Here is a 19,189-nt window from a genome sequence, read left to right on the forward strand (position 1 = left end):
CGCAGGGTACGGGTCGGACCCGCCGGCCCGCAGTCGGCGACGTGATCCCGGCCGGGCCCGGGCCCGCCGGGGCGGGCGACCCCGGGTCCTGGCCGGCGTACGAGAAAAGCCGGGTCCGCCGCGTGGTGGCGCCGCAGGCCCGTCGGGGGAACGCCCTGCACGCGGGAGCCTGGTGGCTCTGGGCGCTCGGCCTCGCCACGGCCGCCTCCCGCACCACCAATCCCCTTCTCCTCGGCCTGATCGCCGGCGTGGCCGGCTACGTCGTGGCCGCCCGCCGGACCTCCGCGCCCTGGGCGCGTTCCTACGGCGCCTTCCTCAAGCTCGGCCTGTTCGTCATCGGGCTGCGCCTCCTCTTCTCCGTGCTGCTCGGCTCCCCGATCCCCGGCGCGCACGTCCTGCTCACCCTCCCCGAGCTCCCGCTCCCCGCCTGGGCGGCCCAGGGCATCCGCATCGGCGGCCGCGTCACCGCCGAGCAGCTCATCTTCGCCTTCTACGACGGCGCCAAGCTGGCCACCCTCCTCGTCTGCATCGGCGCCGCGAACGCCCTCGCCAATCCGGCGCGGCTGCTGAAATCCCTCCCGGCCGCCCTCTACGAGGCCGGCGTCGCCGTCGTCGTCGCCATGACCTTCGCGCCGAACATGGTCGCCGACGTCGCCCGCCTGCGGACCGCCCGCCGCCTGCGCGGCCGCCCCACCGGCGGCGTCAAGGCGATCCTCCAGATCGGCCTGCCCGTCCTGGAGGGCGCCCTCGAGCGCTCCGTCGCCGTCGCCGCCTCGATGGACGCCCGCGGCTACGGCCGTACTGCGCAGGTCCCGCCCGCCGTGCGGCACACCACCAACGTCCTCACCCTCGGCGGCCTGCTCGGCATGTGCGCGGGCACGTACGGGCTGCTCGCCGCCGAGGGCGCCGCGTACGGGCTGCCGGTCCTGCTCATCGGCCTCTTCCTGGCCCTCGCGGGCCTGCGCCTCGGCGGCCGGCGCAGCATCCGGACCCGCTACCGGCCCGACCGCTGGGGGTGGCGGGCGTGGCTGGTCGCCGGGTCGGGTGCGGCGGTCGCGGCCGTCCTCATCCATGCCGCGGCCGTGGACCCGGACGCCCTCCTCCCCGGCGTCGTCCCCCTGGTCTCCCCCACGCTCCCGCTGTGGCCGGCGGCGGCGATCCTGATCGGCCTGCTCCCCGCCTTCGTGGCGCCCGTACCTCCGAAGGAAACAGCACTGTGATCCGCTTCGAGCAGGTGTCGGTCACGTACGACGGCGCCGCGGAGCCCACCCTCCGCGACGCCGACCTGGTGATCCCGGAGGGCGAGCTCACGCTCCTGGTCGGCCCGTCGGGCGTCGGCAAGTCGACCCTCCTCGGTGCGGTCTCCGGCCTGGTCCCGCATTTCACCGGGGGCACGCTGCGGGGCCGTGTCACCGTCGCCGGCCGCGACACCCGTACCCACAAGCCGCGCGAGCTCGCCGATGTCGTGGGCACGGTCGGCCAGGACCCGCTCGCGCACTTCGTGACGGACGTGGTCGAGGACGAGCTCGCCTACGGCATGGAGTCCCTCGGCCTGGCCCCGGCCGTCATGCGCCGCCGGGTCGAGGAGACCCTGGACCTGCTGGGCCTGAACGAACTGCGTGACCGCCCCATCGCCACCCTCTCCGGCGGCCAGCAGCAGCGGGTCGCGATCGGCTCGGTCCTGACCCCGCACCCGAAGGTCCTGGTCCTGGACGAGCCGACGTCGGCGCTGGACCCGGCGGCCGCCGAGGAGGTACTGGCGGTCCTCCAGCGCCTGGTCCACGACCTGGGCACGACGGTGCTGCTGGCGGAACACCGACTGGAACGCGTCGTCCAGTACGCGGACCAGGTCCTCCTCCTCCCGTCCCCGGGCGCGGCGCCGGTCCTCGGCAGCCCGTCCTCGATCATGGCGGTCTCCCCGGTCCACCCCCCGGTGGTGGCCCTGGGCCGCCTGGCGGACTGGTCCCCCCTCCCTCTCTCGATCCGCGACGCCCGCCGCCGGTCCGCTCCACTCCGCTCCCGCCTCACCCTCGCAACCTCCGCCGCCTCCCAGGCCTCCACCCCGCAACCGCCGCCGTGGCCGCCTCGCTCACCCCGCCCGACGCCCGCATCCCCTCTGCCATCCCCGACACCGCCGCCCTCCGCGCCCCGGCCGACGTCTCCCACCCCTCAGCCCGCCCCGGCCCAGCCGGAGTCCCCGGTCCCGTCGGGCGCCCCGGCTCCGCAGCACCATCCAGCCCAGCCGGGGTTCGAGGCGCTGGGGGTCCCCCCAGCGCAGCGAGGGGGAGGGTCCGGGGGCGGAGCCCACGGTTTCGGGAAGGGGCGGGGTGGGGAAGAAGCCCCGCGCAGCGGCCCCGTCCCCCGCCCCGTCCCCCGCCCCGGCATCCTGGCCCGCCTGCTCCGCCGGAGCGAGCCGTCCCCCAGCCCCGCCACCGGCGCCGGAACCGGCAGCGCGCCCGCGCCCGGAGCCGGCACTGGCACAGGCACAGGCACCGGCACCGGCACCGGCACCGGCAATCCCGCCTCCGTGGCCAAGGCAACCGCCCTCTCCCTCCGCCGCGGCCGCGCCGAAGTCCTCCACGGCATCGACCTCTCCGTGGCCCCCGGCGAGACCATCGCCCTCATGGGCCGCAACGGCGCCGGCAAGTCCACCCTCCTCGCCACCCTCATCGGCACGCTCGCCCCCACCACCGGCACGGTGACCGTCGGCGGCCGCATCCCCCACCGCACCGCCCCGCAGGAGATGGTCCGCCGCGTCGGCCTCGTCCCGCAGGAACCCCGCGACCTCCTGTACGCCGACACCGTGTCCGCCGAGTGCTCCGCCGCCGACGCCGACGCCGGCGCGGCCCCCGGCACCTGCCGGGACCTCGTCTCCGCCCTGCTCCCGGACGTCCCCGACGACACCCATCCCCGGGACCTCTCCGAGGGCCAGCGCCTGGCCCTCGCCCTGGCCCTCGTACTCACCGGCCGCCCCGCGCTGCTCCTGCTCGACGAGCCAACCCGCGGTCTGGACTACGCCGCCAAGGCCCGCCTGATCGAGATCCTCCGCGGCCTCGCCGCCGACGGGCACGCGATCGTCCTCGCCACCCACGACGTGGAGCTCGCCGCCGAGCTGGCCCACCGGGTGGTGATCCTCGCCGGCGGCGAGATCGTCGCGGACGGCCCGACCGCCGAGGTCGTCGTGTCGTCCCCGGCCTTCGCCCCCCAGGTGGCCAAGATCCTGGCCCCGGGCCACTGGCTCACGGTGACCCAGGTCGCGAATGCCCTGAAAGCCCCGGCCGAGGCAGAGTCAGAGTCAGAGGCCACCTCATGAGCACCCCCTCCCGCCCCCTCCGCATCGGCCCCCGCGCCGCCACCGCCCTGCTCCTCGTCACCCTCATCGGCATCGCGGCCTTCGGCTGGCCCCTCCTCGCCGACCGCCAGTCCGGCCTCGCCCACTCCCAGGACGCCCCCTGGCTCTTCGCGGCGCTGCTCCCCCTCCTCGTCGCCGTCGTCGTCGCGACCATCGCCGACCAGGGCATGGACGCCAAGGCGGTGGCGATGCTCGGCGTGCTCGCCGCGGTCGGGGCCGCCCTGAGACCGCTGGGCGCCGGCACGGCCGGCCTGGAGCCGATGTTCTTCCTGATGGTGCTCAGCGGCCGCGTCCTCGGCCCGGGCTTCGGCTTCGTCCTCGGCTCGGTCACGATGTTCGCCTCCGCCCTGCTCACGGGCGGGGTCGGGCCGTGGATGCCGTTCCAGATGCTGGCGATGGGCTGGTTCTCGCTGGGCGCCGGGCTGCTGCCCGGCGCGACGGGGGTCCCCCCTGCTCGAGCGAAGCCGAGAGCTTGGGGGAGGATCCGGGGCCGGGCGGAGCTGCTGATGCTGGCGGCGTACGGGTTCGTGGGCTCGTTCGCGTACGGCACGGTCATGAACCTGCAGGGCTGGGTGCTCCTGCAGGGCATGGGCCAGGGCATCTCCTTCCACCCGGGGGATCCGGTCGCCGCCAACCTGGCCCGCTTCGCCGCGTACTGCGCGGCGACCTCGCTGGGCTGGGACCTGGGCCGGGCCGCGCTGACCGTCGTACTGACGCTCGCGGTCGGCGGCACGCTGCTGAAAGCATTGCGGCGGGCGGTACGAAAAGCGGCGTTCGAGGCGCCCGTTTCCTTCGGTTCGGGTTGAAAGTGGCCCGGCGCACACACCATTTCGCGTAACGAACCACCACAGAAGGTGACATTCGGGCCTTGTCCCGGTGACTCACCCCATAGGACCCACGTCACATACGACGCGGGGTAGTAGCCCTCAAGACCCCCTCCCTCGACCCGGGAACCGGCCCTCACCTGCGAGAACGCCGGCACCCCCGCCCCCGGCCCAACGGCCCCCGGCTGCGAGGGCGGCTAGTAATCGGGGTCGTTGCCAGAGCCTCGGGGACCTGGCTAACTGGTGTTGTCGCTACGGCGGCCGGGGTCTTCACCCCCCGCCCGACGAACCCCTCTCCTCTGCGTGAGTGGCTCACGCATGTCCTCGACATGCCCGCGACCGCCCTTGTCCCCTGCGGAAGGTTTCATCCGTGTCCCACGTCATCCGTCGCATCGCCGCCTCCAAGAAGGCCCTCGCCGGCTCCATCGTCGCCCTGGGCGTCGCCGGCACCATGCTCGCCACGGTTCCCGCTCAGGCGGCCCCGACGAGCGCCAAGGCGATCGCGCACCAGATGATCAAGGACCCGGCCCAGTTCGCCGCCTTCGACAAGATCATTTCCCACGAGAGCGGCTGGGACCACACCGCCACGAACGCCTCCTCGGGTGCGTACGGCCTGGCCCAGGCCCTGCCGGCCTCGAAGATGGCCTCCGCGGGTGCGGACTGGAAGACCAACCCGGCCACCCAGATCAAGTGGGGCCTGGACTACATGAACTCCCGCTACGGCAGCCCGGTCGGCGCCTGGAACTTCTGGCAGGCCAACCACTGGTACTAAGCCACCGGTAAGCGCTTTGCTGCACGAGCAGTGCGAAGGCCCCGGTGGCCGGACCTCCCCAGGTCCGGCCACCGGGGCCTTCTGTTTCCCATCCCACAGGGTTCAGTGGGCGCGGTGCGCGCGGTGCGCGCCGCACGCGCTCACGCGCTCACGCGCTCACAGCCGCTGGATGATCGTCCCGGTCGCCAGCGCGCCGCCCGCGCACATGGTGATCAGCGCGAATTCCTTGTCGCGGCGCTCGAGCTCGTGCAGCGCGGTGGTGATCAGCCGGGCTCCGGTCGCGCCGACGGGGTGGCCGAGCGCGATGCCGCCGCCGTTGACGTTCACCTTCTCCAGGTCCTGCTCGAAGACCTGGGCCCAGCTGAGGACGACGGAGGCGAAGGCCTCGTTGATCTCGACCAGGTCGATGTCCCTGAGGGACATCCCGGCCTTGCCGAGCACGGCCCGCGTCGCGTCGATCGGCCCGTCGAGGTGGTAGTGCGGGTCGGCGCCGACAAGGGTCTGGGCGACGATCCGGGCGCGCGGCTTGAGCTTGAGCGCGCGGGCCATCTTGCGTGAGGCCCACATCACGGCGGCGGCCCCGTCGGATATCTGCGAGGAGTTCCCGGCGGTGTGCACGGCGGTCGGCATGACCGGCTTGAGCCGGGCCAGCGCCTCCATGCTGGTGTCGCGCAGCCCCTCGTCGCGGTCGACGAGCCGCCACATGCCCTGCCCTGCGGCCTGCTCCTCCTCCGTCGTCGGGACCTGGACGGCGAAGGTCTCCCGCTTGAACCGCTCCTCGGCCCATGCGGTGGCGGCCCGCTCCTGGGAGAGCAGCCCGAGCCGGTCGACGTCCTCGCGGGTCAGGCCCCGGTGGCGGGCGATCCGCTCGGCGGCCTCGAACTGGTTCGGGAGGTCGACGTTCCACTCGTCCGGGAAGGGCTTGCCGGGGCCGTGCTTGGAGCCGGAGCCCAGCGGCACCCGGCTCATCGCCTCGACGCCGCAGGCGATGCCGATGTCCATGACCCCGCCGGAGATCATGTTGGCGACCATGTGGTTGGCCTGCTGGGAGCTGCCGCACTGGCAGTCCACCGTGGTCGCGGCGGTCTCGTACGGCAGGCCCATGGCGAGCCAGGCGTTGCGCGCCGGGTTCATGGACTGCTCGCCGGCGTGGGTGACGGTGCCGCCGACGATCTGCTCGACGCAGTCGGGCTGGATTCCGGTCCGGGCGAGGAGTTCGCGGTACGTCTCGCCGAGCAGGTAGGCGGGATGGAGGTTGGCGAGCGCGCCCCCGCGCTTGCCGATGGGGGTGCGTACGGCTTCGACGATGACGGGTTCCGCGGCCATGAGCTCGTCCTCTCCTGCACTGTGCCGGCGCGGCGGGCCGTCCCGGCGCCCCGCCCGAACTAGTACGCGTTCTAGTTCTCCTCGCAGTCTTATGACCCGGAGGCCCGGCACGCAAGGGTCTTGCACGCGGCTTACACGGATTCCACACGCAACAGTTGACGTGAGGACCCTTGTCACTTCCAGAACTCGTTACTACCTTCAAGCCAACTTCTGATGGGCCGTCAGACTTTGGAGTCGCCCGATGCCCTGTCCCGCGCTGCCCGAAGGCTTCGACGCCACCGACCCCGACCTCCTCCAGGACCGGGTCCCCTTCCCCGAGTTCGCACAGCTGCGGCAGACCGCACCCGTGTGGTGGTGCCCCCAGCAGCACGGCATCACCGGCTTCGACGACGAGGGCTACTGGGTCGTGACCCGGCACGCGGACGTCAAGTACGTATCCACGCACCCGGAGTTGTTCTCCTCCACCACCAACACGGCGATCATCCGCTTCAACGAGCACATCCAGCGCGAGCAGATAGATGCCCAGCGTCTGATCATGCTGAACATGGACCCGCCGGAACACACCCGCGTGCGCCAGATCGTGCAGCGCGGTTTCACCCCGCGGGCCATCCGCGGCCTGGAGGAAGCCCTGCGCGACCGGGCCCGGAAGATCGTCGCGCAGGCGCTGGAAGCCTCGGCCGACGGCAGCTTCGACTTCGTCACGCAGGTCGCGTGCGAGCTCCCGCTGCAGGCCATCGCCGAACTGATCGGCGTACCGCAGGAGGACCGCCTGCGCATCTTCGACTGGTCGAACAAGATGATCGCGTACGACGACCCCGAATACGCGATCACCGAGGAGGTCGGCTCCAACGCGGCCGTGGAGCTCATCGGCTACGCCATGAACCTCTCCGCCGCCCGCAAGGAGTGCCCGGCCAAGGACATCGTCACGCAGCTGGTGGCGGCCGAGGGCCAGGGCAACCTGGGCTCCGACGAGTTCGGCTTCTTCGTGCTGCTGCTGGCGGTCGCCGGCAACGAGACCACGCGCAACGCCATCAGCCACGGCATGCACGCCTTCCTGACCCACCCCGACCAGTGGGAGCTGTACAAGGCGACGCGGCCGGCGACGGCCGCCGAGGAGATCGTCCGCTGGGCCACCCCGGTGGTGTCCTTCCAGCGCACGGCCACCCAGGACACCGAGCTGGGCGGGCAGAAGATCAAGGCGGGCGACCGGGTGGGGCTCTTCTACTCCTCCGCCAACCACGACCCCGAGGTGTTCACCGATCCCGACCGCTTCGACATCACCCGCGACCCGAACCCGCACCTGGGCTTCGGCGGCGGCGGCCCGCACTTCTGCCTCGGCAAGTCCCTGGCCATCATGGAGATCGACCTGATCTTCAACGCGCTGGCCGACACCCTGCCCGACCTGCGGCTGACCGGCGAGGAGCCGCGCCGGCTGCGCGCCGCCTGGCTCAACGGCATCAAGGAGCTCCGGGTCAGCCACGGTTGAGCACGTGCCGTCCGTGGCCGTACCGGTTCCACGGCGGCAGGGGCCGCTCCTCCCACGCCCCGGCCCCTGCCGTCCGCTGGAATGCCGCCGAGGGCGCGCCCGGCGGGCGGACAGGGCGCATCGGGGGCGCGCGTATGCCGGATTGTTGACTTCCGGACCGTTGTCCTGAGACCGGTGGGGCGTCACACTGCGCGGATGAACCTTCACGCTGCCGATACAGACACCGCTCACCGGGTGGATGCCCGCTGGCAGCGGCTGCCCACGACGTGGCGGCTGATCCAGGAGCGCGGCGGGCCCGAGACGCTCTGCCGCGGTGTCATCGAGCTCATCGAGGCCGCCTCCGCGCAGCCGCAGCTGCGCCGGCTGTACCCGTTCACCCGCCAGTGGACCCTGTGGTTCAGCTCCCGCACCCGCCACCCCTTCGAGGTGGAGGCACCGGCCGTCGAGCCCACGCCCGACGGCCGCTTCCGGGTGCGCAGCCCCAGCCTGACCACCGTCATCGCCGAGACCGACACCGCCGAGGCCGCCATCGCTCTCGTCGTGGACCGGCTCTCCGCGGGCGGCGCGGCGGTCCGCTGATCACCCCGGGTGGCGCAGGGGCCGCCGACGGCGGATCCTGACAGGACGCGGCGATCCACCGAAGGGGTGCCGGGGCGGGCACACGGCCTGCCCCGGCACCCCTTCGCGCTGCGGAATCCGCCCGTCGGGCGCGGCTGCTCAGGCCCGGCTGCGCGTGGCGGCGCCCACCCGCTCCGGCTCGCGCGGCCGCGGCACGCTCAGCCCGGCCGGCAGGACGGCGCCGCGCGGCCCCGACAGTACGTACACGAGCCCGAACCCGGCGCTGATGACGACCGCGCCGCCGACCGCGTCGAGCACCCAGTGGTTGGCGGTGGCGACGATCGCGCACACCGTGATCAGCGGGTGCAGCGCCCCGAGGAGCTTCTGCCAGCCCTTCGGCGCGAGGGTGATGATCACGATCCCGCACCACAGCGACCAGCCGAAGTGCAGCGAGGGCATCGCCGCGTACTGGTTGGAGATCGCGGTCATCGCCCCGTACTGCGGATGGGCCAGATCCTGCGGCCCGTGCACGGTGTCGATGAAGCCGAGTGCGGGCATCAGCCGCGGCGGCGCCAGCGGGTACAGCCAGAAGCCGACGAGCGCGAGGACGGTGGCCAGGCCCAGGGAGGCGCGGGCCCAGCGGTAGTCGCCCGGCCTGCGCCAGTACAGGACCGCCAGGATCGTCAGCGGCACCACGAAGTGGAACGACGTGTAGTAGAAGTTGAAGAACTTCTCCAGCCAGGGCAGGTTCACGACGGCGTGGTTGACGGCGTGCTCGATGTCGATGCCCAGCGCCCGCTCGACGGCGTGGATCTGACTCCCGTTCCCCTCGGCGACGCTGCGGCTGCTCGGCGCGGCGGCCCGGATGTGCGAGTACAGCGAGTACCCCACCCGTATCAGCAGCAGCTCCAGCAACAGGTTGGGGCGCGACAGCACGCGCCGCCAGAACGGCATCAGCGGCACCCGCGACCACCGGGCGGCGGCCGGCCGGCTGTACGCCGTCGCGACGGGCTCGCGCCAGTACGGCGAGGAGCGCGGCAGGAACGGCACCGCGCAGGCCGCCGCCAGCGCGGCGAGCAGCAGTACGTTGTCCCGTACAGGGGCCAGCGCGGCCAGGTTGGGCAGCAGCACGTCGCTGGGCAGGGTCATGGCGAGCACCACGGCCACCGGCCACACGGGCCGGTCCGCCGCCCGCTTGCCGACCTTGCCGGCCACCGCGAGCAGCACCCACAGCAGCTGGTGGCGCCAGCCGGCCGGCGCCACGGCGACGGCCACGCAGCCGGTGACGGCCACGGCGAGCAGCAGCTGGCCGTCGCGGGCGTAGCGGGCCGCGCGGCGCAGGCCGACCCAGACGATCCCGGCCGCGAGGGCCACGTACAGCAGGATCTCGAGGGGGCCGCTCAGGCCCAGCCGCAGCAGCGCGCCGTGCACGGACTGGTTGGCGAGGCTGTCGGGGGCGCCGCCGAGGCCGGTGCCGGCCAGGTGGTGGACCCAGTACGTCCAGGAGTCGCGCGGCAGGGCCGCCCAGGACAGGGCGGTGGCTGCGGCGAACGTCACGGCGGCGGCCTTGGCGGTGGGGCGGCGGCCGGTCAGCCACAGCAGCGGCGCGAACAGCAGCAGGGCCGGCTGGAGCGCGGCGGCGAGGCCGACGAGGAAGCCGGCCGGGCGCTCACCGGGCACCCGGAACACGGCCAGCAGCACCAGCAGCACGGGCAGGACGGCGGTCTGGCCCGGCGAGGCGGCCGCCCGGACGGGCAGCGACACCATCATCAGGCCGACCAGCACGGGCGCGGCGAGCAGCGCGGTGCGCCGCGGCACGGGGTCGGGCAGGCCGCGCGCGGCGACCAGCCCGACGGCGGCGACGAACAGCAGCGTCACACAGGTCCAGGCCAACTCCAGGGAGGGCGCCGCAAGCCCGAGGAACGGCCTCAGGACCATCCCGGCGAAGGGGGTCCCGGTGAACTGGCCGCCGTCGTAGAGCGAGCCGGGAAAACTGCTGGGGAGCTGGAACTCGCTGAGCCACTCGCCCGGTGGCACGCGCAGCACTGCGGCGGCCTGTCTGACGGCGAGGACACCGGCCAGCGCCCACAGGAGGAACCGCGCCGCCCCCAGCCTGCCGCTACCGCCTATGACCCCGGCATGTCCGTTCGCACCACCGTGCTCTGCCGCGTTAGCCACGCCTCGCCGGCCTCCCGCCCTGTTGACCGCAACCTTGACTTCGCCTGGCTGCCGCGTTTCATGCACCACTTCATTACCTGGGAGGACGATATCCCGCACGCGATCCCTAGGATGGCGGGCATGAGCATCGTGAAGATCAACGCACTGACCGTGCCTGCCGAACAGCGGGAAGTACTGGAGCAGCGGTTCGCCTCGCGGGCGGGCGCCGTGGAGGGTTCGGACGGGTTCGAGTGGTTCGAGCTGCTGCGTCCCGTCGAGGGGACGGACCAGTACCTGGTGTACACGCGGTGGCGGTCGGAGGAGGACTTCCAGGCGTGGATGGAGGGGCCCATGAAGGCGGCCCACCAGGGCGGCGGCGCGGGTGCGGGCGCGGGCTCAGGCGCGGGCGCGGGCGCGGGTGAGCGGCCGAAGCCGGCGGCTTCCGGTTCGACGGTGTGGTCGTTCGAGGTCGTGCAGCAGGCGGCGCCGAAGCCGCAGGCCTGAGCCGGGGCGGCGCAGCCGCCGGGCTACGCCAGGGGCCCACGCCAGGGGCCCACGCCGGGGGCTCGCGTCGGGGCGGGGCGAGGAGGTCCGGGGATCAGCCCCAGAAGCGGTCCTCCTCGTCGATGTCCTGCGTGCACTGGTCGACGTCGGTGATCTTCCCGCCGACGATCGTGAAGAAGAGGCCGCCCTGGATCTCGATCCCGTGGTCGCCGCGGTCGCCGCGCGCCGTGTGGAAGGTCATGCCGTGGCCGCGCCCGTCGACCAGCACCGAGTGCAGATCGACCTGGAAGGTGCCGTTCGTCTCCTCGCCGAACCGCCGGTACAGGTCGAGGACGGCTTCACGGCCCTTGTGGTGCCCCGAGAGCGGGTTGCTGCCGGGCACGTGGTGGATGACGTCGGCCGTCATCAGGGTGCCCAGCGTCTCCATGTCGCCCTTGCCGAAGGCCTCGTAACCGCGGCGGATCAGGGCAGCGTCAGGGTGTTCGGACATGGCGTTTCACGCCCTCCATGTGAGTGATATACGTCTTTTCCTATCATCGGCCCGCACCTGTGGATATTCCACGCGGCGAGCCGCGCACGGACTCCACAATGGCGCCATGAACATCAACAGCACGAGCAACAGCTCCACCGTCGCCACCCCCCGCGAGGCGGGCAACTGGACCGTCGTCGCCGAGCACTTCGCCACCGCCGACGCCACCGCGCTGCGCCGCGCGTACTACGCGGAGGTCGCCGGCCGGTACTGGAAACGGTCCGTCACCGAGGCCGAGATCGACAAGGGCCTGCGGGACGACCCGGACGACGGGCTCGTCCCGCCGACGGGCCAGTTCGTGGTCGGCCGATTGGACGGCAGGCCTCTGGCCTGCGGCGGCATACGGCTGCTCGACCCCGTCACCGCCGAGCTCACCAGGGTGTACGTGGACTCCCGCGCCCGCGGCACCGGCGGCGGGGCGGCCCTGCTCGCCGCCCTGGAGGACGAGGCCCGCGCGCTGGGCGCCGAGCGGGTCCGGCTCGACACCCGGTCGGACCTGGTGGAAGCCCGGGCGTTGTACGCGCGGCACGGGTACGCGGAGATACCGGCGTACAACGCGGGCCAGTACGCGGAGCACTGGTTCGAGAAGCCCCTGGTCTGAGCCCGGTCGGCGTCCTGCCTGGCCGCCCGTCGGGGTCAGTGCGCGGCGTGGTCCCGGCGCGGCAGGGAGTCGTAGGGCTCCTCGGCGTCGGATCCGCAGAGCTCCGCGTTGATCTCCTTGACCAGCTTGACCAGGTCGGTCGGGCGGTCCGGGCCCCACCAGTCGCCGAGCAGTTCGGCGAGCGACTCCTCGCGGGCCTCGGCCAGCTTCTCGGCGTACTCCCGCCCGCGCCCGGTCAGGACCAGGGACAGTCCGTCCCGTACGGCGAGTCCGCGCTCCTCGATCTGGCGGGCGGCGTCCGTGATCACCTTCAGCGGCACGGTGGTCCGTTCCGCGAGCAGCGCGGGCTCGGTCGAGCCGTACTTCTTGATCCGCAGCAGCAGCCAGCTGGCCGCGGGCAGCAGGTCGAAGCCGGCCCTCTCGGTGATCTTCTCGTAGACGTGGCGGCGGCCTTCGCGGGTCCCGAGGACGGTCAGCGCGCGGGCGACCTCGTCGTGGGAGGAGCGGTGGACCGGGTTGGAGGCGAGGGTCTCGGTGACGTCGGGAGCGGTGACCGAGACCCGGAGCACGTCCTCCTTCAGGAACCAGGCGACGACGAAGGCGACGAGGACGACGGGCACGGCGTAGAGGAAGACGTCGGTGATGGAAGAGGCGTACGCGTCGAGCACGCGGGGCCGCAGCTCGGCGGGCAGCCGTTCGATGGCCCGCGGATCGGCCTCCACCAGCGCGGCCGAACCGGGCGGCACCGGAAGCCCGGTGAAGGCGGTGGCGAGCTTGCCGTCGAGCCGGTTGGTGAAGACCGTGCCGAAGATCGCAACACCGAAGGAGGCACCGATGGAGCGGAAGAACGTGGCGCCGGAGGTGGCGACGCCGAGATCGGCGTAGCTGACGGCGTTCTGCACGACCAGTACCAGCACCTGCATGACCAGACCCAGTCCGGTGCCGAAGACGAAGAAGTAGACGCTCATCTCCCAGGTGCCGCTGGTGCGCTGCAGCTGGTGCAGCAGGAGCAGCCCGACCGCGGTCACGGCCGTGCCCGCGATCGGGAAGACCTTCCACCGTCCGGTGCGGCTGACGATCTGGCCGGAGGCGGTGGAGGAGATCAGCATGCCGAGCACCATCGGCAGCATGTGGACGCCGGACATGGTGGGCGAGACGCCCTGGACCACTTGGAGGAAGGTCGGCAGGTAGACCATCGCGCCGAACATCGCGAAACCGACGACGAAGCTGATCACAGAGCAGAGGGTGAAGGTGCGGATCCTGAACAGCCCCAGCGGCAGGACGGGTTCGACGGCCCGCCGCTCGACGAAGAGGAAGACGGCGAGCAGTACGGCGCCGAGGACGGCCAGGCCGACGATCCGGGCCGAGCCCCAGCCCCAGGTGCCGCCGAGGGAGGCGACGAGCACGAGGCAGGTGGCGACGCAGGCGATGAGGAACGTGCCGAGGTAGTCGATGACGTGCTTCAACCGCCGCACGGGGATGTGCAGGACCGCGGCGATGACGACGAGCGCGACGAGACCGATGGGGAGGTTGATGTAGAAGACCCAGCGCCAGGACAGGTTGTCGACGAACAGGCCGCCCAGCAGCGGTCCGAGGACACTGGTCGCGCCGAAGACGGCGCCGAAGAGGCCTTGGTACTTGCCGCGCTCGCGGGGCGGGACGATGTCGCCGACGATCGCCATCGACAGCACGATGAGTCCGCCGCCGCCCAGGCCCTGCAGGGCGCGGAATCCGATGAGCTGCGGCATGTCCTGGGCGAGCCCGCACAGCGCCGATCCGATGAGGAAGAGCACGATGGCGCCCTGGAACAGCTTCTTGCGTCCGTACTGGTCGCCGAGTTTTCCCCACAGCGGTGTGGCGGCGGTGGCGGCCAGCATGTATGCGGTGACGACCCAGGACAGGTGAGCCATCCCGCCCAGCTCGCTGACGATCGTCGGCAGCGCCGTGGAGACGATCGTCTGGTCGAGGGCGGCGATGAGCAGGCCGAGCAGCAGGGCGCCGATGGAGACGAGAACCTCGCGGGAGGTGTGTTCGGCGGCGGGGCCGGACTTCTGCGGGTGGGGAGCGGGGTCCGCGGCGTCCGCGGTCACGTCCTGAGCCATCCGTTCCTCCTCGGGCCGGATCAACATGTCCATCCTGAGCGGTGTGGCCGGTTATGGCCTCTCGGGCGGGTTGGGCAGGCCCCGGAGGGTCTGCATAATCGCAGGCAATGGCCAGGGAGGGATTCCAGTGAGCGCTGAGCGCTGTCCAGAATGCGGCGCCGTGGGCGTCGACTGCGGGTGCGCGCCGGTGGCCGGTTTCGAGCCACTGCGCATCCGTCCGTACGTGACGCTGCCCGACCCCGGCCAGTCCGACGCCCCGCCGCCCCCGCAGCCGGTGCGGGGCGTGGTGGCCGGTCCCGCGGGCGGGTACGCCCGTCCCGCCGAGGCGCAGCCGGGGGACGACACCCCGGCGTACGGCATACCCGTGGCCTGGCCGGACGCGCCGCCGCAGGCGCTCTGGCCGGCCGAGACGGTCCAGCTCCGGGCAGCCACCCCGGCAACCGGTACGAGGGTCGGGGGGAGGGGAGGGGGAGGGGGCCCCGAGAAGCGGACCGGCCCGTCCCGCCGACGGCGGCTCCCGACGGTCCTGGCCGGCGCCGGCACGGTGGTCGCCGTCGGCACGGCGGCCCTGGCGCTGGGGATGCTCCCGCGCTCCGGTGACAGCGACACCGTCCTGCTGGACGCCAAGCCCTCCGCGCCCGCCGCGAGCCTGGCTCCGGCCGGCCCGACGCAGCCGGCCCCCACGAGCAGCCCGTCCCGCTCGGCTTCGGCTTCGCCGTCACCGAGCGCCTCCAAGTCGGCATCGCGCTCCGCCTCGCCCACCGCCTCCCGCAACTCGGCACCCCCGTCCCCGACCCCGTCGCCGAGCACGAGCAGCAGCAAGCCGAGCGCCCCGGCACCACCCCCGCAGGCACCGACGCTGCGGTACGGGGATTCGGGCCCGGAGGTGGAGAAGATGCAGCGGCTCCTGGCGGGGCGGGGCTACTACCGCGGGAAGATCAACGGCAGGTTCGACAGCCGCACGGAGGACGCCGTCTCGGATTTCCAGTGGCAGAACTACATCGACGAGGACTGGGGCGTCTACGGTCCGCAGACGCGTCGGGCCCTGGAGGGCACGGGCTGATTCGTGGCGGAGTGGCGCGGACCGCCCCATATTTTGTATCGTGTGGAAACAAAGTGGTTCCGCCCGCACTCCCTGACCGGTGGGCGGAACCGCTTGTTCTCTTTCCCGCCCCGTCTGGAGCACCGCCGATGTCGGCCAGCACCACCACCGCACCCGTCGTCCTCACCGCCAAGGCCCTGCTCCTGGACATGGACGGCACCATCGTCCACTCCGACGCGGTGGTCGAGCGCTGCTGGCGCGACTGGGCGGTGTCCCACGGGCTGGATCCGCAGGAGGCCCTCAAGGTGGTCCACGGCCGCCAGGGCTACGCCACGATGGCCATCCTCCTGCCAGAGCGCCCGATGGAGCTCAATTACGCCGAGAACACCGTGATGCTCGCCCGCGAGACCGCCGACACCGTCGGCGTGGTCCCGGTCGGCGGAGCCGCGGAGTTCATGGCGGCGATCGACGGACTGCCGCACGCCCTGGTCACCTCCGCCGACGCGGCCCTGGCCACGGCCCGGATGACCGCCGCCGCCCTGCCGATGCCCGAGGTACGGGTCACGGCCGAGTCGGTCCAGGCCAGCAAGCCCGACCCCGAGGGCTTCCTCAAGGGCGCCGCCGAACTGGGTATGGACCCCGCGGACTGCATCGTCTTCGAGGACTCCGCAGCAGGCATCGCCGCGGGCCTGGCTGCGGGCATGCGCGTGATCGGCATAGGCCCCCGGGCCGCGGCCCACGCCCCGACGGCCCACGTCCCCGACCTCACCTCGGTCTGCGTGACCACCACCCCGGACGGCTCGATCCACCTGACGCTGACGCCGGAGGCCTGAGCCGGGCTCGGCGTCGGGGTCGGCGTTCGGGGTCGGCGCGAGCCGCTGACCCGGCGACGGAGAAGCCGGTGGGGGCTTCGGGGGTCGGTCCGCGTACGCCGCGTGGAAAGCCGGCGGGGCCTGCAGGGCCGGGGTGCATGTAATCCGGGCCGGGCAGGCCAGCCCGGACCTCCGGGGCGAGCTCCGCACATTCCGCGCCGGGATGGCCGGCCGGAAGATCCGGGGCAGGGTCCTTGCACTCCACATCGGAGGTCCCGGCCGGGACCTCCGGTTCGAGGTCCGCACACTCCGCGTTGCAAGGGCCGGCCGGGACGCCCGGGCCGGGGTCCGCGCACTCGGCGTCGGGAGAGCGCCCGGGGGCGTCCCGCCAGTCCACTGTCCTTCCGGTGCGGTCCGGCCGGAACCCCCGCCCGCCGAGACCCTGACCGGCTTGCTCACGCCGAGCACGCCAGACCCCGCCGTACCACGTACCGCGCAGCCCCCCAACCACCCACCCCCCTATTGCCCCACCCGCCCGTCGATCCGCTCGCGCAGGAAATCGGCATGTCCGTTGTGGCGGGCGTATTCCTCGATCATGTGGACCAGGACCTCGCGGAGCTCCATCGGCTGTCCGCCGCCGTCGCCCACAACACCCAGGTCCGGGGCTTCGGCCACCAGCTGTTCCGCGAAGGCGACCTCGGCCCGCCAGGTGGCCCACGCGTCCGCGACCACCGCCGGGTCGGCCACCGCCTCCGTGAAGTCCGCCGCCGGATCCTCCGCCGAGCGGTAGTGCCGCCGTACGTCCTCGCCCGCCATCACCTGGCGGAACCAGTGCTGCTCCACCCCCGCCAGGTGCCGTACGAGCCCCAGCAGGGAGAGGTTCGACGGCTCCACCGAGCGGCGGGCCATCGCCTCGGCGCCGAGTCCGGCGCACTTCAGCTCCAGCGTCAGCCTCTGGTCGCGCAGGTAACCGGCGAGGACGGCGCGTTCGCCCTGGAAGCCGCCATCGGTGCGGGTGTCCTCGTCGGGGTGGACGAACATGTTGGACCAGCCGAAGCGTCGGTCGGGTTCGGGCTCCCGACCGGCCGTCGGCGGTACAGGTACAAGCCCGGGCGCGGACGCGGAGTCAGTGCTGTCGATCACGCCCGCGAGCGTGCCCCGTGCGTCCGCCTCCCGCAACGGGATATCCCCGCGCCCTGTCCGCACCCGCGTACACACCTCCGTCCGCACCCCCCTCAGCACCCCCCTCAGCCCGCGATGGCTTCGTACAGCGAGAACGCGGCCAGCGCCGCCATCACGCCCGCCGCGACCTTCGTGATCAGGCGCAGCGGCACGTACTTCATGAGGGTCTTCCCGCCCAGGATTCCGATGCCCGCGACCGCCCACAGGGCGAGGACCGCGCCGATACCGACCGAGACGGGGTTGTCGTAGCGGGCGGCGAGGTTGGCGGTCATGATCTGGGTCAGGTCACCGAACTCGGCCACCAGGATCAGCATGAATCCGGCACCGGAGACCTTCCAGAAGGACTGGTCGGCAGGCGCCTTGACCTCCTCGTCTCCGTCGCTCTTCTTCAGGAGCAGCATGGCCGCGCCCGCGAGGAAGAGGACTCCGACGACGGCCTGGACGAGCCGGTGCGGGAGCAGGGTGAGCACGCTGCCTGCGGCGATGGCGAGTGCGACGTGTACGGCGAAGGCGGCGGCGACGCCGGCGAAGACGTACGAGGCGCGGTAGCGGGTGCCGAGCATCAGGCCGGCGAGGGCCGTCTTGTCGGGGAGCTCCGCGAGGAAGACGACTCCGAAGGCGATCGCCGTGACGGTGATGCTGAAGGTGCTGCTGAACACGGGGGCGGAACCTCAATCGGTCGGGCAGGACGCCATCGGTACCGAGAGACCTGGGGTGTTTCAGGGGTCGCTTCGGCTCGGCGGCGCCCTGACTGCGTCCACGCACCCGTGTGTGGACGGGTGCAGATGAACAGGAACAGGGCACTGCGGCCGAAGGTCTCGCTGGCCGGCCGCTGCGTGCGGCCTGCCTCCGGGCGCCGGCTGGGGTGACCCAGCAGTATGTCGACGGTCCGGCGAAGAGCTACTCCCCTTCTGCTCCCCACAGAATACGCGACGGCCCCCGCCGCCCGAAATAGGCCCTTGGTCCCCTCTCGGCTCCGCCCCGCTCGCCGCATCCGGCCCACCCGCTCGACAGCACACCCGGCAGCACACCCGGCCACAACTGCCCCACCTCCACCCCACTTCCCGCCCGGAAGCACAACTTCCGCTTAATCCCGGGGAGTTGTCCGCACACACACCTGACGTGCTCATGTCGCAAGCCTGTAACCTTGCGCCCGCCGCCACGCAATCTGGCGCCGCCACCATGGCCGCGCCCCTCCGGGGCTGACCGGCCACACCCCCCCCACCCAGGGAGCCCCTCATGGCCCTCAAAACCCTCATATCCACTGTCTACGCGCGTCGAGCCGGCGTGCTCGCGTCAGCAGCCACGCTCGCCGCCCTCACCTCCCTCGTGAACGCGCCCGTCGCCCAGGCCGCCCCGCCCACCCCCATCAGCGCCGCGGCCGCCCGCTCCTACCTCGCCACGGTCACCCCGCAGACCGAGGGCTCCCTCAGCGGCTACAGCCGCAGCCTCTTCCCGCACTGGAGCACCGTCTCCGGAACCTGCAACACCCGCGAGACGGTCCTCAAGCGCGACGGCGTCAACGTCGTCACCGACTCGGCCTGCGCCTCCGTGAGCGGCAGCTGGTACTCCGAGTACGACGGCGCCACCTGGACCGCCGCCGGCGACCTCGACATCGACCACGTCGTCCCGCTCGCCGAGGCCTGGCGCTCCGGGGCCAGCTCCTGGACCACCCCCAAGCGCCAGCAGTTCGCCAACGACCTCACCCGCCCGCAGCTCATCGCGGTCACCGACAACGTCAACCAGGCCAAGGGCGACCTCGACCCGGGCAAGTGGCTGCCGCCGCGGACCGCCTACCGCTGCACGTACGCCCGCATGTGGGTCCAGGTGAAGCAGTACTGGGCTCTGAGCATGGACTCCGGCGAGAAGACGGCCCTGGTGAACATCCTCAACGGCTGCTGATCCGCCGACGGGGCCGGGCCGAACCGGAATCCGACCGGAG

Annotated in this window: 17 protein-coding genes; 11 read left to right on the plus strand and 6 right to left on the minus strand. The window is 72.5% G+C overall.

Translation table 11 applies throughout. The features are described 5' to 3' along the window. Positions 1–122 precede the first annotated feature (122 nt). The 4 genes from AB0M76_RS07145 to AB0M76_RS07160 all read left to right on the plus strand — a co-directional run bounded on the left by AB0M76_RS07145 (position 123) and on the right by AB0M76_RS07160 (position 4,948). On the plus strand, positions 123–1,220 hold the full coding sequence (locus AB0M76_RS07145; RefSeq protein WP_365952344.1) for an energy-coupling factor transporter transmembrane protein EcfT: 1,098 nt from the start codon (positions 123–125) through the stop codon (positions 1,218–1,220). Beyond that, positions 1,217–3,313 (plus strand): ABC transporter ATP-binding protein, encoded by a 2,097-nt coding sequence (locus AB0M76_RS07150; protein ID WP_365951967.1) that lies wholly within the window; start codon positions 1,217–1,219, stop codon positions 3,311–3,313. Before AB0M76_RS07145 ends, AB0M76_RS07150 begins: the two co-directional genes overlap by 4 nt. Continuing rightward, the gene (locus tag AB0M76_RS07155; RefSeq protein ID WP_365951968.1) at positions 3,310–4,158 is read left to right on the plus strand and encodes an ECF transporter S component; all 849 of its coding nucleotides are present in this window, start codon (positions 3,310–3,312) and stop codon (positions 4,156–4,158) included. Before AB0M76_RS07150 ends, AB0M76_RS07155 begins: the two co-directional genes overlap by 4 nt. A 388-nt stretch (positions 4,159–4,546) precedes the next feature. Next, positions 4,547–4,948, plus strand: a complete 402-nt coding sequence (locus AB0M76_RS07160; RefSeq protein WP_266667409.1) for a transglycosylase SLT domain-containing protein — start codon at positions 4,547–4,549, stop codon at positions 4,946–4,948. Between the two features lie 156 nt (positions 4,949–5,104). On the opposite strand, the gene AB0M76_RS07165 is transcribed toward AB0M76_RS07160, so the two are convergent. Continuing rightward, a complete protein-coding gene (locus AB0M76_RS07165) occupies positions 5,105–6,274 on the minus strand; it encodes a steroid 3-ketoacyl-CoA thiolase (protein WP_365951969.1) in 1,170 nt (389 codons plus the stop codon). Between the two features lie 241 nt (positions 6,275–6,515). Between AB0M76_RS07165 and AB0M76_RS07170 the strand changes: the two genes are divergently transcribed. Then, positions 6,516–7,760, plus strand: coding sequence for a cytochrome P450 (locus AB0M76_RS07170; protein WP_365951970.1), 1,245 nt, complete (start codon positions 6,516–6,518; stop codon positions 7,758–7,760). Between the two features lie 195 nt (positions 7,761–7,955). Beyond that, positions 7,956–8,339, plus strand: a complete 384-nt coding sequence (locus AB0M76_RS07175; protein ID WP_365951971.1) for a DUF6193 family natural product biosynthesis protein — start codon at positions 7,956–7,958, stop codon at positions 8,337–8,339. 138 nt (positions 8,340–8,477) lie between these two features. Here AB0M76_RS07175 and AB0M76_RS07180 read toward each other — a convergent pair whose 3' ends face one another. Further along, a complete protein-coding gene (locus tag AB0M76_RS07180; RefSeq protein WP_365951972.1) occupies positions 8,478–10,496 on the minus strand; it encodes a bifunctional glycosyltransferase 87/phosphatase PAP2 family protein in 2,019 nt (672 codons plus the stop codon). Between the two features lie 120 nt (positions 10,497–10,616). Here AB0M76_RS07180 and AB0M76_RS07185 point away from each other — a divergent pair, with 120 nt between their 5' ends. Next, positions 10,617–10,979, plus strand: a complete 363-nt coding sequence (locus AB0M76_RS07185; protein ID WP_365951973.1) for an antibiotic biosynthesis monooxygenase — start codon at positions 10,617–10,619, stop codon at positions 10,977–10,979. Positions 10,980–11,073: 94 nt separating this feature from the next. Here AB0M76_RS07185 and AB0M76_RS07190 read toward each other — a convergent pair whose 3' ends face one another. Further along, positions 11,074–11,469, minus strand: a complete 396-nt coding sequence (locus tag AB0M76_RS07190) for a nuclear transport factor 2 family protein (RefSeq protein ID WP_266667397.1) — start codon at positions 11,467–11,469, stop codon at positions 11,074–11,076. A 106-nt stretch (positions 11,470–11,575) separates the two neighbouring features. Between AB0M76_RS07190 and AB0M76_RS07195 the strand changes: the two genes are divergently transcribed. Then, a complete protein-coding gene (locus AB0M76_RS07195) occupies positions 11,576–12,109 on the plus strand; it encodes a GNAT family N-acetyltransferase (RefSeq protein ID WP_365951974.1) in 534 nt (177 codons plus the stop codon). 35 nt (positions 12,110–12,144) lie between these two features. Here AB0M76_RS07195 and AB0M76_RS07200 read toward each other — a convergent pair whose 3' ends face one another. Beyond that, complete coding sequence (locus AB0M76_RS07200; RefSeq protein WP_365951975.1) at positions 12,145–14,211, minus strand: MFS transporter; 2,067 nt, start codon at positions 14,209–14,211, stop codon at positions 12,145–12,147. Between the two features lie 127 nt (positions 14,212–14,338). On the opposite strand from AB0M76_RS07200, the gene AB0M76_RS07205 reads away from it, so the two are divergent. Beyond that, entirely contained in the window at positions 14,339–15,274 is a 936-nt protein-coding gene (locus AB0M76_RS07205; protein WP_365951976.1) for a peptidoglycan-binding domain-containing protein, read from the plus strand. Positions 15,275–15,402: 128 nt separating this feature from the next. Continuing rightward, positions 15,403–16,086, plus strand: a complete 684-nt coding sequence (locus AB0M76_RS07210; protein WP_365951977.1) for an HAD-IA family hydrolase — start codon at positions 15,403–15,405, stop codon at positions 16,084–16,086. 498 nt (positions 16,087–16,584) lie between these two features. Here the strand turns inward: AB0M76_RS07210 and AB0M76_RS07215 are convergent, their stop codons facing one another. Further along, the gene (locus AB0M76_RS07215; RefSeq protein ID WP_365952345.1) at positions 16,585–17,106 is read right to left on the minus strand and encodes a DinB family protein; all 522 of its coding nucleotides are present in this window, start codon (positions 17,104–17,106) and stop codon (positions 16,585–16,587) included. Between the two features lie 206 nt (positions 17,107–17,312). Next, positions 17,313–17,906 carry a TMEM165/GDT1 family protein gene (locus AB0M76_RS07220; RefSeq protein WP_133898149.1) on the minus strand — a complete coding sequence of 198 codons (594 nt, stop codon included), beginning with the start codon at positions 17,904–17,906 and terminating at the stop codon, positions 17,313–17,315. A gap of 580 nt (positions 17,907–18,486) precedes the next feature. On the opposite strand from AB0M76_RS07220, the gene AB0M76_RS07225 reads away from it, so the two are divergent. Beyond that, positions 18,487–19,149 (plus strand): HNH endonuclease family protein, encoded by a 663-nt coding sequence (locus AB0M76_RS07225; protein WP_365951978.1) that lies wholly within the window; start codon positions 18,487–18,489, stop codon positions 19,147–19,149. Positions 19,150–19,189 lie beyond the last annotated feature (40 nt).

The sequence above is a fragment of the Streptomyces sp. NPDC051364 genome (assembly GCF_040682115.1).
In the GTDB taxonomy this organism is placed as follows: domain Bacteria; phylum Actinomycetota; class Actinomycetes; order Streptomycetales; family Streptomycetaceae; genus Streptomyces.